The sequence below is a fragment of the Nonomuraea sp. NPDC000554 genome, from assembly GCF_040300065.1.
GTDB lineage: Bacteria > Actinomycetota > Actinomycetes > Streptosporangiales > Streptosporangiaceae > Nonomuraea.
The window spans coordinates 406,367-422,796 of the sequence record NZ_JBEPDC010000004.1; the positions used below are offsets into that span (position 1 = coordinate 406,367).

15 protein-coding genes are annotated in these 16,430 nt (G+C 72.8%); 10 read left to right on the forward strand and 5 right to left on the reverse strand.

The genetic code is table 11. The features are described from left to right. Positions 1-4: 4 nt before the first annotated feature. Together lanL and ABT294_RS10825 are read right to left on the reverse strand one after the other, a co-directional pair. The gene (gene lanL, locus ABT294_RS10820; RefSeq protein WP_350805041.1) at positions 5-2,539 is read right to left on the reverse strand and encodes a class IV lanthionine synthetase LanL; all 2,535 of its coding nucleotides are present in this window, start codon (positions 2,537-2,539) and stop codon (positions 5-7) included. Positions 2,540-2,688: 149 nt separating this feature from the next. Beyond that, a complete protein-coding gene (locus ABT294_RS10825) occupies positions 2,689-2,859 on the reverse strand; it encodes an SflA family class IV lanthipeptide (protein WP_350805042.1) in 171 nt (56 codons plus the stop codon). A gap of 291 nt (positions 2,860-3,150) precedes the next feature. On the opposite strand from ABT294_RS10825, the gene ABT294_RS10830 reads away from it, so the two are divergent. The 6 genes from ABT294_RS10830 to ABT294_RS10855 all read left to right on the forward strand — a co-directional run bounded on the left by ABT294_RS10830 (position 3,151) and on the right by ABT294_RS10855 (position 9,156). Further along, complete coding sequence (locus tag ABT294_RS10830) at positions 3,151-5,034, forward strand: ABC transporter ATP-binding protein (protein WP_350805043.1); 1,884 nt, start codon at positions 3,151-3,153, stop codon at positions 5,032-5,034. 67 nt (positions 5,035-5,101) lie between these two features. Further along, positions 5,102-5,971 (forward strand): MauE/DoxX family redox-associated membrane protein, encoded by an 870-nt coding sequence (locus ABT294_RS10835; RefSeq protein ID WP_350805044.1) that lies wholly within the window; start codon positions 5,102-5,104, stop codon positions 5,969-5,971. A 72-nt stretch (positions 5,972-6,043) separates the two neighbouring features. Continuing rightward, positions 6,044-6,643 carry a sulfite oxidase-like oxidoreductase gene (locus ABT294_RS10840; protein ID WP_350805167.1) on the forward strand — a complete coding sequence of 200 codons (600 nt, stop codon included), beginning with the start codon at positions 6,044-6,046 and terminating at the stop codon, positions 6,641-6,643. Beyond that, a complete protein-coding gene (locus ABT294_RS10845; RefSeq protein ID WP_350805045.1) occupies positions 6,644-7,369 on the forward strand; it encodes a ferredoxin reductase in 726 nt (241 codons plus the stop codon). It abuts the gene before it with no gap. Position 7,370: 1 nt separating this feature from the next. Further along, the gene (locus tag ABT294_RS10850) at positions 7,371-7,637 is read left to right on the forward strand and encodes a DUF6510 family protein (RefSeq protein WP_350805047.1); all 267 of its coding nucleotides are present in this window, start codon (positions 7,371-7,373) and stop codon (positions 7,635-7,637) included. A gap of 127 nt (positions 7,638-7,764) precedes the next feature. Next, a complete protein-coding gene (locus tag ABT294_RS10855) occupies positions 7,765-9,156 on the forward strand; it encodes an LCP family protein (RefSeq protein ID WP_350805048.1) in 1,392 nt (463 codons plus the stop codon). Between the two features lie 8 nt (positions 9,157-9,164). Here ABT294_RS10855 and ABT294_RS10860 read toward each other — a convergent pair whose 3' ends face one another. Continuing rightward, entirely contained in the window at positions 9,165-9,728 is a 564-nt protein-coding gene (locus ABT294_RS10860) for an NADPH-dependent F420 reductase (RefSeq protein ID WP_350805049.1), read from the reverse strand. 133 nt (positions 9,729-9,861) lie between these two features. Between ABT294_RS10860 and ABT294_RS10865 the strand changes: the two genes are divergently transcribed. From ABT294_RS10865 to ABT294_RS10875, 3 genes are read left to right on the forward strand one after another with little or no spacing between them, the layout of a single operon-like run. After that, positions 9,862-10,677 carry an alpha/beta hydrolase gene (locus ABT294_RS10865; RefSeq protein ID WP_350805050.1) on the forward strand — a complete coding sequence of 272 codons (816 nt, stop codon included), beginning with the start codon at positions 9,862-9,864 and terminating at the stop codon, positions 10,675-10,677. A 40-nt stretch (positions 10,678-10,717) separates the two neighbouring features. Then, complete coding sequence (locus tag ABT294_RS10870) at positions 10,718-13,351, forward strand: ATP-binding protein (protein ID WP_350805053.1); 2,634 nt, start codon at positions 10,718-10,720, stop codon at positions 13,349-13,351. A gap of 53 nt (positions 13,352-13,404) precedes the next feature. Next, positions 13,405-14,307 carry an alpha/beta fold hydrolase gene (locus tag ABT294_RS10875; RefSeq protein WP_350805054.1) on the forward strand — a complete coding sequence of 301 codons (903 nt, stop codon included), beginning with the start codon at positions 13,405-13,407 and terminating at the stop codon, positions 14,305-14,307. 31 nt (positions 14,308-14,338) lie between these two features. Here the strand turns inward: ABT294_RS10875 and ABT294_RS10880 are convergent, their stop codons facing one another. Next, positions 14,339-14,941 (reverse strand): TetR/AcrR family transcriptional regulator, encoded by a 603-nt coding sequence (locus ABT294_RS10880; protein WP_350805055.1) that lies wholly within the window; start codon positions 14,939-14,941, stop codon positions 14,339-14,341. Between the two features lie 63 nt (positions 14,942-15,004). Here ABT294_RS10880 and ABT294_RS10885 point away from each other — a divergent pair, with 63 nt between their 5' ends. Continuing rightward, on the forward strand, positions 15,005-16,285 hold the full coding sequence (locus tag ABT294_RS10885) for a cytochrome P450 (protein WP_350805056.1): 1,281 nt from the start codon (positions 15,005-15,007) through the stop codon (positions 16,283-16,285). Here the strand turns inward: ABT294_RS10885 and ABT294_RS50830 are convergent. Further along, complete coding sequence (locus ABT294_RS50830; protein WP_502912006.1) at positions 16,248-16,418, reverse strand: DUF3073 domain-containing protein; 171 nt, start codon at positions 16,416-16,418, stop codon at positions 16,248-16,250. The two genes, ABT294_RS10885 and ABT294_RS50830, sit on opposite strands and share 38 nt — an antisense overlap. Positions 16,419-16,430 lie beyond the last annotated feature (12 nt).

The window sequence follows — 16,430 nt, forward strand, 5'->3', positions numbered from 1 at the left end:
GGCGCTATCCGGGCAGCCGCCAGCCCGCCGTCCACATCCGGGCGCCGGAGCGGCGGTCGAGGCGCCGGAGGAAGGACAGCACCCCGGACGCGCCCGTGCTCCACGTGAAACCGGCCTCGGTGAGGTCGTTCCCGGGGAAGAGGGGCGCGGTGGGCGTTCCGCCGCTGCGTATCAGCATGAGTTCGGCAACCTCCTCGGCGCCTCGCCAGTGGACGTCGTCCCCCGTCATCATGCCCAGGTCTATCAGCGCCTCGCCGATGCCCGCCAGCCCGCAGCACTGTGAGACCACCCACGCCTGCGGGGCGATGGCCAGGCCGGCGCGGGCGCCGCGCTCCGCCAGGTCCAGGTAGCGGTCGTCGCCGTAGGCCCGCGCGGCATGGGCGAACGCGCTCACCATGCCGGACAGTCCCTGGCACCAGGACGCGCCCATCGGCCGGGCGTCGGGCCCCGCCAGGTCGGCGATCATGGTTTCGGCCTCGGCGGCGAGCGACTCGAAGCGCTCCCTGGCCGCCTCTCCCGCCTCCTGGTCGCCGGTGACCTCGTGGAAGGAGAGCAGGAAGTCCGCGCAGCCCGACGCGCCGTGGGCGTAGCCCGCCTCGACGGACACGCCGGAGCCGGGCTGGGCGGGCGCCACCGCGTCCTCGGAGTCGGTGACGTCCCCGGCGACGAGCAGCCTGGCGCACTCGGCCGCCACCTGGAGATGGCGCGGGTCCTGCTCCAGGGCCGCCAGCGCCAGGTGCCCCGAGCCGATCCCGGCGACGCCGTGCGCCTGGTCGGCGCGCTGCCGGCCGTCCAGGGTGATCGGCTGCTGGGCCTCCAGTTCCGGGACGGCGGTCAGCCTGGCGGCGGCGAGGAAGAGTGCCGTGCCCGTGCGGCCGAAGTAGAGCGCGGGGGGCAGTTTCGTGGGTGGCATGACGCGGGCGGTCCAGCGCGCGAGGTCGGCGGCGACCGCCTTGGCCTCGGGGTGGTGCAGCAGCTCCATGCCCACCCCGGCCGAGCCGCCGTAGACGTTGGTCACGGGCGGGCTCGATCGGCGGGCGTCGGCGGGGCCGTCCATCAGGCCCTCGGCGAAGCGGACGCACTGGCGGGTGGTGTGGTCGAGGACGCGCGAGAGCAGGTCACCGGTGAACCGCACGCCGGACGGGGCCGGCGACGGACGGCCCTGCCGCCCGGTTCGGATGTCGGCGACGGCGTCGGCGCGTTCCTCGGGGTCCAGGCTGAGCAGGCGCGGCAGCAGGCCCCGGATGCCCGTGGTGACGCCGGGGAACATCCGTGCCAGGCAGAGCAGCGTGAGTTCGAGGTTGCGGAAGGGGTCCGGGTCGATCATGATCGGGTTCATCCCGGCGGCCGCGAAGAACAGGGTGGCGCCCAGCGAGAAGTAGTCGTCGGCGGGCTCCGAGGGCCGTCCCGTCTGCTGGTCGGGGACGCTGTAACCGCGGGTCCAGCCGGGCAGTTGCAGGCCGTCGTACCTGCTGTTGCCGAAGTCGATGAGGGTGCAGCGGCCGTCCTCGCCGAGCACGACGTTCTTGGGCGACAGGTCCCGCACGACGACGCCGTGCGCGTGCACGGCGTCCAGCACGTCCAGGATGCCGTTCGCGAGGGTGGCGAGGTTCCGCTCGGCTCCCCCGTCGGTGAACAGGCCCTGCTCGCCGACGTACCTGTTGAGGTCGAGGCTTCCGGCGTCGGTCATGACGAGGAACTCGTCCTCGCCGTGCCTGAAGTGGTCGACCGGGATCGGGACGCCCTCGACGCCGTCGAGCGCGCGCAGGATGCGCAGCTCGTTGCGGAGGTACATGCGCAGGTCCCAGCCCTCGGCCTGCTCGCCCACGTACGCGCGGGCCTCCTTGACCACCACCTGCCTGCCGGTGGCGTCGGTGCCCCGGTAGACGTTGCCGCGCGGGCCGCGCACGACACCGGACGTCACCCGATAGCGGTTGCCGATCAGCCGTGCGGGCGGCTCCTCTCCCGACGCCGTCTCCGCCACCGTCTCCGCCACCGTCTGGACGGGCGTCGGGGTGGCGGGGCGGAAGGGGTCCTCGGCCCAGGGCGGGCAGGTGTACTCGGGGCCCGCCGCGCCGGGCAGGTGCTCCCCGTCGGGGCCGATCAGGACGAGCTCGAAGTCGCCGTTGTCGTCGACGCGGTACTGGGGGGCGAAGGGGGCGTACCTGTAGTAGACGGGCGCGTCATGGCGCACTCGGCGGTCGCTGACGATCCGCGGCGCGGCCAGCCCCTTCAGCGCGTCGGCCAGCGCGTGGCCGAGCTGGACGATGGCGTCCTGCGGCGGGTAGACGGTGATGGCCTTGCCCACGGCTCCCGCGTCGAGGTCGCCCGAGTTGAGCTCGGCGAGCATCCTGAGCGAACTGGCCACCTTGAAGTCGCAGGTGGCGGCGGCCAGCAAGGGCAGGACGCGGTCGAGGGTGTCAGCCAGCGTTCCCGGACGGGCGGAGACGTGCAGTTTCCAGCCTTGGTTGGGGATTTCGAAACGCGGATCGTGAACGCTGATCCAGGTGTCGTCCTCGTAGATTTCCCTACTATTCAACTCGGCAAATCGGGTAAGACTGCCGAGCACATTCACGTCCAACGAAAACGACCCCTCTGACCCGGACGAACAGGCGTTTTAAGAAAAGGCCACCGGAAGTCGCACCGATGGCCTTTCCGCCGCGCGCATCACGCGCGCTTCAGCAAGAGTCAGACGATGGAGGGGCAGCAGGGGAAGCTGCTGCAGACAGTGCGCTTGCAGGTGTTGACACAGGCCTGCGGGCCATGGAGCAGCGCGGACAGTTCACCTTCGAAGTCGACGACAAGGTCCTCGAACTCGAGCACACCGGCGTCACGGGGCTCCAGCGCAAGCACGGACATGAGGGCTCCTTCCTCGACCGTCTGTGGACGGTCAGATGGGGGACTTGAGCCTGGGACGGCACTGATAAGCGCCGTTACCCGCGCCCTGACCACGACGAGAATCCCTTGTCGTGGTTCAAACGGTGGCATTATGTGCATATCGTCTTCGCCGTGTCCATACGCGATCTGTAACCTGTCGCCACCCTCCGAAGTAGCCGCCAGGAACGCTGACAATTCCGTTTACACCGTCCTTTACACGCAAACATCGGTCGCTTAGATTGGCGGGGTGATCCGGCCCATCCCGTCCCCCACATGAGGCTTTGGCCGAAGCGGCCCCCGAGCGTTCCAGCGGACAGTTCAGGGCTGGCCGTCGCGTACTGGCAGAGTCACGACGAGGAACTCCTGACGGCGAGCCTCGGCAGGATCGCCCGCCGGCTGCCGTACCTGGTGGCGTCCGCGCTGCGGATGGCGTGGCAGGCCGGGCCGCGCGACACCGTGATCGCCCTGGCCGGCAACCTCGCCGCCGGCGTCTTCACCGTCTACGGGCTGGTGGCCACCTCCGACGTGCTCGCCTCGCTCTTCGACGCCGGCCCCACCCCGGAACGCGTGCGGGCCGCGCTGCCGTCCCTGGCGCTCGTCGCGGGAGCCGCCGGGCTGCGCGGCGCGCTGCTGACCGCCGCCGGCTGGGCTCAGGCACGACTGAAGCCGCAGGTCGAACGGCTGGCCGAGACACGGCTGTTCGAGCTGACCACCCGGGTGGAGCTGGCGGCGTTCGACGACGACGAGTTCCACAACGCGATGCGACGGGCCCGCGACAACGGCGTGCCCGACACCGCCACCGTGGTCGAGTCCACCATCGCCGTGCTCACCGGGGCCGTCGGCGTGCTGGCCTCCGCGGTGGCGCTCGGCGTCCTGCACCCGGCGCTCATGCCGTTGCTGCTGGTCACGGCGGTGCCCGCGAGCTGGGCCGCGGTGCGTACCGCGCGGCTCGGCTACCAGGCCTTCTACCGGCTGTCGGCCGCGCGGCGGCGCAAGTTCATGCTGTCGGACCTGATGGCGGAGCGGCTGCCCGCCGCCGAGGTGCGGGCGTTCGCGCTGCGCGACTTCCTGCTCGGCCAGTACGGCAAGGTCGCCGACCTGGAGCAGGACGTCCAGCTCGACGTCGCGCGCCGCAAGACCGTCACCAAGGCGACCGGCGACCTGCTGACCGGCGTGGCCACCGTCGCCGTCTACGTCGCGCTCGGCGCGCTGCTCGCGGTCGGCGTCGTCCCGCTCGCGGTGGCAGGAGCCGCCGTGCTGGCCATCAGAGCCGGTCAGACCTCGCTCACCGCGCTGGTGCAGACCATGAACCGGCTGTACGAGGCCGGCCTCTACTTCGGCGACTACCTGGCCTTCCAGGAACTGGCCGCGACGCGGGTCCAGCCGGCCGCCGGCAAGGCCGTGGCCGCCTTCGCCCGCCTGTCCGCCGACGAGGTGACGTTCAGCTACCCGGGGGCGAGCCGTCCGGCGCTGAACGGCGTCAGCGTCACCGTGAACCGGGGCGAGGTGATCGCGCTGGTCGGCGAGAACGGGTCGGGCAAGACCACGCTCGCCAAGCTGCTGGCCGGCCTGTACCGGCCGCAGTCGGGGACGATCCACTGGGACGGCGCCGACCTCGCCGACCTGGACCTGCGCAGGCTCGTCTCGGTGATCGCGCAGGACCACACCCGGTGGCCGCTCACCGTCCGCGAGAACATCCTCATGGGACGCCCCCTCGACGAGGAGCGGCTGGCCGACGCGGCGGCCGCCGCCGGAGCCGACGAGGTGGTCGCCGAGCTTTCACAGGGCTACGACTCGCTGCTCGACCGGCGCTTCCGCGGCGGGCACGACCTGTCGGGCGGGCAGTGGCAGCGCATCGCCGTGGCGCGCGGGTTCTACCGCGACGCGGCGCTGGTCATCTTCGACGAGCCCACCTCGGCCCTGGACGCGCGGGCCGAGCACGCGCTGTTCGAGCGCATCCGCCAGCACGCCGACGGCCGGTCGATCGTCCTCATCACGCACCGGCTGGCCAGCGTCCGGCTCGCCGACCGCATCTACGTCCTGGACCACGGCCGGGTCGCCGAGCAGGGCACGCACGCCGAGCTCATGGAGCGCGACGGCCTCTACGCCGACCTCTACAGCCTCCAGGCGTCGGCCTACCGGGAGGCGGTCACGTGACCGATCCGCCCTCCGAAAGCGGGGTCCCGTGGTTCTTGACGGCGTCGGCCGACCGGCAGGCGGTCACGTGACCGCGCTCCTTCCCGAAGACGGCGCTGTGGTTCTGATGGCGTCGGCGTACGTGGCGCTGGTGGCGGTGCTGGGGTTCGCGGCGGTGGGCAAGGCGCGTGACCTGCGCGCGTTCGCCGCCGACATCGCGGGTTACGGTCTGCTGCGCGACCGGCTGACGCCCCCGGTCGCGGGCCTGGTGGTCGCCGCCGAGCTGGTCGCAGCCGGGCTGCTCGCCATCCCGGCCACGCGGCGCTGGGGGGCTCTGCTGGCGGCCGCGCTGTTCGTGGTGTTCCTGGTCGCGATGGTCTCCGTGGTGCGGCGCGGGCTCAGCGTCGACTGCGGCTGCTTCGGCGGCGGAGACCTCGTCGGCGCCCGCACGCTGGCGCGCACCGGCCTGCTGCTGGCGCTGGCGGCGATGGCCGCCGTGGCGGGCCCGTCGACGTTCACGCCGGTCCACCTGCTGGTGGGGGCGCTCCTCCTCGGCCTGGCCCTCCTGCTGCCCCGCGCCGTCAAGGCCCGGACGTACGGCCCGCGCCCCGGCACCCGCTTCGCCGTGCGGGCGCCGGAACCGGCCGGCGACCGTGTCCTCTATGCGCTGATCTCGCCCGCGTGCGGGCTCTGCAGCGCCATGCTCCCGGCCTTCGCCGCCGCCTCAGGCCGCGTGGACGTCGTCCTGGTGAGCGCCGCCGAGGAGGACGCCGTCCGCGCGTACCTCGCCGGGCACGCCATGACGCTGCCCCTGGTGATCGACCCGGAGGTCTTCGACCGCAACGGCGTCCCGTGGCCGCCGTACGCCGTGGTGACGGACGGGTCGGGCACCGTCCTGGCCGCCGGGGGCACCGCCGAACCCGCCGACCTCGACGCCCTCCTCACCCAGGCCACCTGACGTCCAGGACACATATCACCATTTGTGGGTATGCCGTACGTCGTTGAGGGGGCATCACTGGAGGAGGAGTTCGTGGCCATCGTTTCGCGCGGCTTCCGCGGCCGTTCCCGGGGACGCGACGAGCGGCTGCCCCCAGGCCAGTACCTGGTCGACGACTTCCCCGTGCTCTCGGCCGGGCCGACCCCCCGGGTCCCGCTCGACCGCTGGGAGTTCGCCATCGACACCGAGGACGAGCAGACCCACCGCTGGACGTGGCAGGAGTTCACGGCCCTGCCGAGCGAGACCCCGACGGTCGACATCCACTGCGTCACCAAATGGTCCAAGCTCGACACCAGCTGGGAGGGCGTCTCGCTCGACGTCCTGTTCGAGGAGGTCGAGACCGCCGCCGAGTACGCGCTCATCCACTCCTACGGCGGCTACACCACCAACCTGCCGCTGGAGGATCTGCTCGACGGCAAGGCGTGGCTCGTGCACCGCTACGACGGCGACGACCTCGCGCCCGTCCACGGCGGGCCCGCCCGGCTGCTGGTGCCCCACCTGTACTTCTGGAAGTCGGCCAAGTGGGTGCGCGGCATCCGGCTGCTCAATGAGGACTGGCCGGGCTTCTGGGAGACCGCCGGGTACCACAACTACGGCGACCCGTGGCGCGAGCAGCGTTACGAGGGCGACTAGGTGGCGCGCCTGACCTGGCGGGCGGCCCGGCTGACCGGGGTCCGCGACGAGACCGCCACGGCCCGCACGCTGCGGTTCGAGGTGCCGGGCTGGTCCGGTCACCTGCCGGGCCAGCACGTGGACGTGCGGCTGACCGCCGAGGACGGCTACAGCGCTCAGCGCAGCTACTCGCTGGCCGCGCCGCCCGACGGCGAGGTGGTCGAGCTCACCGTGGAACGGGTGCCCGACGGCGAGGTGTCGCCGTACCTGACCGAGGTCATCGAGGTGGGCGACGAGGTGGAGATCCGCGGGCCGGTGGGCGGCTGGTTCGTCTGGCGGCCCGGGTCCGCGGTGCCCGTGCTGCTGGTCGGCGGCGGCTCCGGCGTCGTGCCGCTGATGGCCATGATCCGCGCCCGTCGCCGGGCGGGCGCGAAGGTCCCGTTCCGGCTGCTGTACTCGCTGCGCGACCCGTCCCGTCGCTACTACGCCGACGAGCTGCGCCGCCCGGAGCCCGGACTGGACGTCACCTACCTCTACACCAGGAGCGTGCCCGACGGCTGGCCGCGCGGCCCGGGCCGGCTCATGCTGGACGACCTCGCCGAAGGCGGCTGGCCCGCCGACTTCGCGCCCGACTGCTACGTCTGCGGCCCGACGGGCTTCGTCGAGGCCGCGGCCGACCTGCTGCTCACTCTCGGCCACCAGGCCGGCCGCATCAGGACCGAACGCTTCGGCCCCACCGGAGGCTGACATGACCATGGAACACCTCGACGGCAACGTCCTCGCCGGGCCGCTCGGCGAGATCTTCGCCGTGGACGTCACCGCCGCCACCGGCCGCTGCGCGAGCTGCGGGCTCGCCGGGCCGGTCGCCGGGCTGCGCGTCTACGGCCCCGAGCCCGGCCTGGTGGCCCGCTGCCCCGGCTGCGACGAGGTCGTGCTGCGCGTGGTGCGCGGCCCCGGCGTCGCCTGGCTCGACCTGCGCGGCGCGGTGTCGCTGCGGGTCGCCCTGCCCGAGTGATCCCGAATCCTTACGCCGGGCATACACGGACTCAGTAGACTCGCTCGCGTCCAACCGGCCGAGATCTGTACGGCGAGGCCTCTTGGCCATGGGCGGCGGCCCGCGGCCCCGTCCCCTTGGGAGTCACGTGGTTGTCGACGCGCCCCCCTCGCCGCCGAACGCCCCTCCCCGCGGCCGCAGGCGCTGGCTGCGCTGGGTGATCGCGATCGTGGTGATCGTGGTGCTGCTGGTGGCGGGCGTGGTGGTCGGCGTGTGGGTGAAGCTGTCCAACGTGAAGCACGAGGACGTCACGGGCGACCTCGGCGCGACCCGGCCACCCAAGGTGGCGGGCACGGCGCTGAACGTCCTGATCGTCGGCTCCGACCAGCGCGACGGCAAGAACGCCAAGTACGGGCACCGCGTCTCGGGCGAGCGGACCGACACGATCATGCTCGCGCACGTGTCGTCCAAGCGCGACAACGCGATGGTGATCAGCTTCCCGCGCGACTCGCTGGTGCAGCTCCCCGCCTGCCGCGCCAAGGGGAACCTGCCGGGCCAGCAGCCGCACCTCGGCATGATCAACGAGTCGTTCAACTCCGGCGGCATCGCCTGCACCTGGAAGACGATCGAGACGCTCACCCACATCCGCATCGACCACTTCGTGAAGGTGGACTTCACCGGCTTCAAGAGCATGGTCGACGCGGTGGGCGGCGTGGAGATCTGCCTGCCGGAGCGGGTCGACGACAAGAAGGCGCTGCTCCACCTGGCCGCCGGGCGGCAGACGGTCAACGGCGAGCAGGCGCTCGGGTACGTCCGCGCCCGCTACAGCCTCGGCGACGGCTCCGACATCGGACGCATCCAGCGGCAGCAGATGTTCATCGCGTCCATGATGAAGAAGGTGATGAGCGGCGAGACGCTCACCGACCCCGCCAAGCTGATCGGCTTCCTCGACGCGGGCCTCGGCGCCGTCACCACCGACCCCGACCTGACGCCCGGCGTCATGAAGGACCTCGCCGGAAGCCTCCAGGGGCTGAACGCCGGGCAGATCCGCTTCATCACCACCCCCTGGCACTACTCCCTCACCCACCCCGGACGGGTCGAATGGGTGCAGCCGCAGGCAGGCAGGCTCTTCCAGATCGTCGCAGGCGACCGCAGCCTGCAGGGGGTCAAGGGCGGCCAGACCAAGGTGCCGCGCTCGAAGGTGCAGATCGAGCTGCGCAACGGCACCTACCGGAGCGGCCTCGGCACCCAGGTCGCGGCCGGGCTTGAGCAGCGCGGCTACCACATCACCAAGATCGGCGACGCGCCGCGCAAGCCGTACCCGAAGACCACGGTCCTCTACTCGCCGAACGGCGAGACCCGCGTCCCGACCCTGACCAAGGACCTGCTGTCCGGCGCGCCCAAGCTGGTGGCGGGCGCGCAGACCTCGCGGCTGGTGCTGGTGATCGGCGACGACTGGAAGGGGCTGAAGCCCCTGCGCACCGACGACTCCGAGGCGCTCAAGGGCTTCGACGCCACCCACGACACCTGCGCCTCCTAGCCGCCGCGTCAGAGGGCCTCGGCCAGGCCGCCGCCGTCGATGGCGGTGAAGCCGGCGTCCTCGATCAGCGGCACCACGGACTTCTTGGCGTCGTCGTCGCCCCAGTACGGCATGTCGGCGCGCGGCCCGCCCCGCTGGCCGGCCGTCCCGAGCTCGAGCAGCTCGTGGGAGAACTTCGTGTTGAACGTGCGCACCAGCCGGATGTCCTGCCCGAGCACCCGCTGCTGGTACTGGGGGCTGGTCAGGCCGTCGGGGACGGCCAGCACCAGCGTCCTGCCGTCGCGTTCCGCGATCGGGTTGCTGGGATCGATCACCACCTTGCCCGAGAGCGCGCCGCCGATCTCCTCGGCCACCTCGGGGAACGCCTCCCACCCGACCGCGATGGCCACCACCTCGCCGAACCTGGCGGCCTCCATCGGGCTGCCGCTGCGCGCGCCACCGCCCGCCGCGCTCGCGGCAGCCTCGGCGCTGCCGGGGCTCGCGGCGCTGAAGAGCACCTCGTACCCGCCCGACACGAGCAGGCGGCCGAGTGCCGAGCCGATCCTGCCGGAGCCCACGATCCCTACGCGCATGTCGATCTCCTTGCCGACGCACACCCAGCTCGGGACCTCCCCCTCCCGAATGGCGGGCACGCTTCACTTAGGCAGAGCTTTGCCGTACCCATCGCTCGCCCGGCGGGGGGCGGGTGCGGCACAATTCCGGGCTGTGACCGTTCCCAGCCTGCGCGAACTGCGCGAAAACTCCCGAAAGCGCGCCGGGCTCCGGCTCCGAGGTCCCGAGCTGGCGGACGTGGCGGACGTCGCCGGGCCCGGGGGGCTGGCGCTGCGGCACTACCGGCCGTCCGAGGGGAGACGTCCGCTGGTGGTGTTCGTGCACGGCGGCGCGTGGGTGTTCTGCGACCTCGACACGCACGACAGGACCTGCCGCCGCCTGGCCCGCGCGTGCGACGTGGAGGTGCTGGCGGTCGACTACCGGCTGGCGCCCGAGCACCCCTACCCGGCGGCGATCGAGGACGCGGCCGAGGTGATCCGCTGGGCCAGGCCGGACGCCGTGGCCGGTGACAGCGCGGGCGGGTATCTGGCGACGATGGCCTGCCTGCTGCTGCGGGACGCGGGCGAGCCCCTGCCCGCCGCGCAGGTCCTGATATGTCCCAACACCGACCTGACGCTGTCGCAGCCCAGCATCAAGGAGAAGGGCACGGGCTACGGGCTCGACGCCGACTTCGTGGCGTGGTCCACCGAGCAGTGGGTCCCCGACCCGGTGCTGCGCGCGGACCCGCGCGTGAGCCCGCTGCTCGTGCCGGACCTGACCGGGCTGCCGCCGGCGCTCATGGTCACCGCCGAGCACGACGCGCTCCGCGACGAGGGCGACGCCTACGCCAGGCGGCTCGCCGAGGCGGGCGTCCGGGTGATCCACCGGCAGGAGCCCGGCCTCGCGCACGGCTTCGTCCAGAACGCCGACCCGGAGTCGGAAGCCGCCACCGACCGCCTCTTCGCCGACCTCCGCCGACTCCTGCCCTGACGGCACTCCCAGGCGGGAGCACCGCCTACCCTCGTTCTCCGTGTTGTATGGCAGAGCGGCGGAAACCACCGCGATCGACGACCTGATCTCCTCGGCGAGTTCCGGCCACGGGCGCGCCCTGGCGCTGCGTGGTGAGGCGGGGGTCGGCAAGTCGGCCCTGCTCGACCTGGCGGCGTCCAGGGCGGGGGCGCTTCGGGTGCTGCGGGCGAGCGGCGCCGAGCCCGAGTCCGGGCTGGCGTATGCGGCGCTCCACCAGCTCCTGCGCCCCGTGACCGGCCTCCTGGACGCGCTCCCGAAACCGCAGCGTGACGCCGTGTCGGGGGCGCTCGGCCTGGCCGCCCCGGCCGGGGACCGCTTCCTGGTGGCAGCCGGGGCGCTGTCGCTGCTGGTGGAGGCGTCCGCGCGGGACGGCCTGCTCTGCCTGGTGGACGACTTCCAGTGGTTCGACCGCGCCTCGGCCGACGCGCTGCTGTTCGCGGCCCGACGGCTGCGAACCGAACGCGTCGCCCTGATCCTGGCCGTCCGGGGCGACGCCCACCCCGCCATGGGCGGGCAGCCAGACGTCGTCGAGGTGCGGGTCGGCGGGCTGGACGCGGAGAGCGCGGCGGAGCTGCTCGACTCCGTCGTGGAGGTGCCTGCGGGGACGCGGGCCCGGCTGGTGGCGCTGACCGGCGGCAACCCGCTCGTCCTGCGCGAGACGGCCGCGTTGCTGACCCCCGAGCAGCTCTCAGGACGCGCCCCGCTGCCCGACCCGCTCCCCGGTGGCGAGCAGCTCTTCGGCCGGCAGGTGGCGCGGCTGTCCGGTGACGCCCGCCTGGTCACGCTGGTCGCCGCGCTGGACGCCGACCTCGCCCTGGTCCTGCGCGCGGTGGAACGCCTCGGCGCGGACCCCGGCGCCCTGCACGAGGCGGAGACGTCCGGTCTGGTGAGCGTGTCGGGGGCCGCGATCCGGTTCCGGCACCCGCTGGTCAGGTCGGCCGTGCACGCCTCCGCCAGCTCGGTGGAGCTGCGCCGGGCGCACACCGTCCTGGCCGACCTGGTGGACGGCGACCGGCGCGCCTGGCACCTGGCCGCCGCCACCGTGGGCCAGGACGCGCAGGTGGCGGACGCCCTGGCCGCCTCGGCGGCCGGAGCGCGCTCCCGAGGCGGCTTCGGCGACGCGGCGACGGCCCTCGCGCGATCGGCGGAACTGACCCCGGCCACGTCCCTGCGCGCCGAACGCCTCAAGGACGCCGCGGTCGCGGCCTGGCTGGGCGGCCGCCCCGGGCAGGCGGAGAGCTTCCTCGCGGACGCCCGCGACCTCGCCAGAGCAGGCTCTTCGCGGGAGAGCCTGCTGGAGGAGATCGCGCAGCTGCGGGGGCGGTTCGAGCTGAACTCCGGAGACGCCGCCGAGGCGATGCGCATCCTCGCGTCGGGCGAGAGCCTGGCGATGGTGGCCGACGCGTCCGAGGCCGCGAGCTACGTGGGCGACGTGGCCGCCATGGTGGAGCTGGGCCGCCGGGCGCGGGCGTTCGCGCCGGGGTTCCTGCGGGACGTCGTGGCCGGCATCGGGGCGATGCTGGACGACGGGAGCGGCGCCGAGCTGTTGCGCGCGGCGCTGGCCCGAACCGGAGAGCTGAGGGAGGCGGCCGAGTTCCTGTGGGCGTCGGCGGCGGCCAGTTACCTGGGTGAGGCGGACGTGTCCGCCGAGCTGGCAGGCCGGGCCGGGCGGGTGGCCAGGATGTCGGGAATGGTGGGGCAGCTTCCCGTGGTGCTGGAGTTCGTGTCCACGGCCGAACGGATCCGGGGGCGGCTGGCCGAGAGCGCGGCCGTCGCTGAGGAGGGGCTGACGCTGGCCCGGGAGGCGGGCTACCTCAACTCGGTGGCGGCGCATCTGGCGAACCTCGCCGTGGTGGCGGCACTCAGGGGCGAGGAGGACGCCTGCCGGAGCCATGCGGACGAGGCGCTGGCCATCGCGATCCCGCACCGGGTGGGCCTGCGGGCCGGGGTGGCGTCCTACGCGCTGGCGATGCTGGACCTCGGGCTGGGCCGGTTCGCCGCGGCGCACTCGCGGTTCGTCGCGATCACGGAGGCGGGGCCGGGCGCCGGGCATCCGACGGTGGTGTGGCGTTCCACGCCCGACCGGGTGGAGGCGGCCGTGGCGGCGGACGAGCCGGAGGCGGCCCGCGCGGCGCTGGAGGGCCTGGAGAGGTGGTCGGCGGACGCCGCGACGAGCGAGGCGCGGGCGCTGCTCGCCCGGTGCCGGGCGCTGGTCGGCGGCGGCGCCGAACTGTTCGAGGAGGCGCTGCGCCTGCACGGCGAGCCGTTCGAGAGGGCGCGCACGTCCCTGCTGTACGGGGAGAGGCTGCGCCGCGCCCACCAGCCCGGGCAGGCGCGGGCCCACCTGCGGGGCGCGATGGAGGCGTTCCAGCGGCTCGGCGCGGAACCGTGGGCTCGGCGCGCCCACGGCGAGCTGCGGGCGGCGGGCGAGTCGGCGGCGCGGCCGGAGAGCGACGCGCTGGCCGCGCTGACCCCGCAGGAGCTGCGCATCGCGCGGCTGGTCTCGGAGGGCGCGTCGAGCAAGGAGGTGGCGGCGCAGCTGTTCCTGAGCCCGCGCACGGTCGAGTACCACCTGTACAAGATCTATCCGAAGCTCGGCATCACGTCCCGTACCGAACTGGCCCGGTTGCTTTGAACGCCAGTAGTCCTACGGAAGGCGCCGGCGCGCGTACCGGCGAAGGTTGAGCCATGCAAACGAACCTGATCAACGTTGACGGCGTGGAACTCTGGACCGAGGAGTTCGGGGACCCCGCGCACCCTCCGATCCTGCTGGTGATGGGCTCGATGTCGCAGGGCGTCCTGTGGCCGGACGCGTTCGTCGGGCGGCTGGCCGCCGGCGGGCGCCGAGTGATCCGCTACGACCACCGCGACATCGGCAGGTCGGGCACGATCGACTTCGCCGCCCGTCCCTACACCTGGCGTGACATCAGCGACGACGTGCTGCGCGTGCTCGACGCCTACGGGCTCGACAGCGCGCACCTCGTCTGCCATTCGGCGGGCGGCCTGCTCGGGCAGCTGATCGCCGTGGAGCACCCCGAGCGGGTGCGGACCCTCACCGTGATCGGCTCCTCGCCGCTGGGCGAGCGCGAGGGGCAGGTGCTGATGCGGGCGTTGATGGGGCAGCCGCAGCCGGAGGGAAGCCTGCCGCCGCCGACGCCCGAGTTCGTGGCGTTCTTCACCGAGGTGATCAGCAGCCCGCCGCCCGCGAACCGGCGCGAGCAGATCGACCGGATGATCGCGGAGGCGCGCGTCCTGCACGGGACGGCGCTGCCGTTCGACGAGGACGAGGAGCGGCGGCTCCAGGAACGGATCTACGAGCGGGCCCGCGACCTGTCGGCGCTGGCCAACCACCGGCTGGCCCATGCCGCCGACCCGGACTTCGAGCCGGAGGGAGCGCTGCACCGGGTGAAGGCGCCGACCCTGGTCGTCGAGGGCACGTGCGAACCGGCCAAGCCGGGCCACGGCGCGATCATCGCCGAGCGGATCCCGGGGGCCGAGCTGCTCATGGTGGAGGGGATGGGGCACACGCTGCCGCCGCAGGTGCACGGGGAGCTGGCCGCGGCCGTCCTCGCGCACACCACCGAGCGGTGACACCCTCCAGCGGGAGGCCCGGCTTCGGTGCTCAGGCGGGCCCCAGGAAGGCGGAGAGGGCGGCGAGCGCGTCCACGACCTGGCGGGAGTCGGGCGTGCTCGCCGGGTCGAGCAGCCACTGGATCATCAGCCCGTCGGAGATCCCGATCAGCACGGACACCAGCACCTCGGCGTCGAACGGCGGCTCGATCCCGAGCTCCGCGCAGGCCCGCCTGACCATGTCGACGCCCGCCTGCCGCCCCCGCGCGTACGCGGCGGCGAGCTTCTCGCGGAGCACCGCCTCGCGCAGCGCGACCGGGTAGCCCTCGACGCACAGAACGAGCATCGGACGCATCTCCGCGAACGCGTCGACCAACGCCGTCATGGCCCGTTCCAGCATCTCCCTGGGCGTGCCGACGTTGGAACCGAAGATCGACTGCTCGGTGCGCTCGATCCACGCGTCGAAGGCGCCCGCGATGGCCTCGTTGAGCAGCGCGTCCTTGCCGCCGAAGTGGTAGCCGATGGAGGCCAGGTTGGTGCCGGACGCGGCCACCAGGTCGCGGGCCGTGGTACGGGCGTACCCCTTCTCCTGCAGGCAGCTGACGGCTGCGGCCAGCAGCCGTTCGCGGTATCCGGGGGCCTCTGTTCGTGACACGTGATCCATGGTACAGATGTAGACGAACGTATATGACGTACGTATATCTACATGGAGGCGAACATGCTCCCTCCCGGGCCTCGGCTGCCCGCACTGGTGCAGACCGCATGGTTCCTGACGAACCCGGCGCGCGCATTCGAGCGCTGCCACGAGAAGTACGGCCCGATCTTCACCCTGCGTTACCTCGGCTTCCCGCCCGAGGTCTACGTCACCACCGGCGAGCTGGCCGAGCAGGTCTACCAGCTGGACCAGGGCGGCGGGCGCGCCGGCCAGGCCCGGCGCGACTTCCTCGAACCGCTGGTCGGCGCGCACTCGGTGCTCACGCTGGACGGCGAGTCGTGGCAGCGGCACCGGCGGCTGGTCACCCCGCCGCTGCGGGCCAAGCAGGTCGCCGGCTACCGGGACGAGATCGCGTCCATCGCCGCGGACCGGATCGCGACCTGGCCTCTGGGCACCCCGTTCACGCTCCGCGAGCGGATGCAGGAGATCACCATGGAGGTGATACTCAGGCTGGTGTTCGGCATCCGCGACGCCGCCCGGCTCGACCGGCTGCGCGCGCTGGTTCCGCAGCTGATGGAGGTCGCCAGTTCGCCCTCGGTCGCGATGACACCGCCGAGCCTGCGGAAGGTGATGGAACGCGTGCCGTTCCTGCCCAACGCCAGGTTCGTACGGCTGCGCGCGTCCGTGGACGAGATCCTGTTCGACGAGATCGCCCGCCGGCGCGCCGAGCCGGGCGGCACCGACGTGCTGGGCAGGCTGCTGGAGACCGAGCTGGCCGACCAGGAGGTACGCGACGAGCTGATCACCATGCTCGTGGCCGGGCACGAGACCACCGCGACCGGGCTGTCGTGGGCCTTCGAGCGGCTGCTACGCGACCGGGAGATGCTCGACCGGTTGCCGGACGACGAGGACTACCTCGACGCGGTGGTCAAGGAGGTCCTGCGTGTCCGGCCGGTCGTCTACGAGGCGCCCAGGGTGCTCGACGCCCCGCTCCGGCTGGGCGGCTACGAGATCCCCGCCGGATGGTACGTGGGACCGGTGATCCCGCTGGTGCACCACGACCCGTCGGCCTTCCCGGAACCGGCCGAGTTCCGGCCGGAACGCTTCCTGGACGGGCAGCAGAGCAGGTCGTGGATGCCGTTCGGCGGCGGCCGGCGCTTCTGCGTCGGCGCGCAGCTCGCACTGCTGGAGATGCGGGTCATCATCCGCGAGGTGCTGCACCGCCTGGAGCTCACGGCACCGGATCCGGCGCCGGAGGCCAGGCGGCTGAAGAACGTCACCTTCGCCCCCGCGAAGCGGACCCGCGTCATCGCGCGTGTTCGGACTCCTGCTCGGACGCCGTAGTGGGGGGCATCTCGTCGCGCCGCGTGTCGGCGCCCAGCTCCTCGCGAAGCCGGTCATAGTCGATGTTGTGGTTGGTGTACTTCAGCTGGCGAGCGACCTTCGTCTGCTTCGCCTTGGCTCTTCCTCGGCCCATGGCTACTCCCTA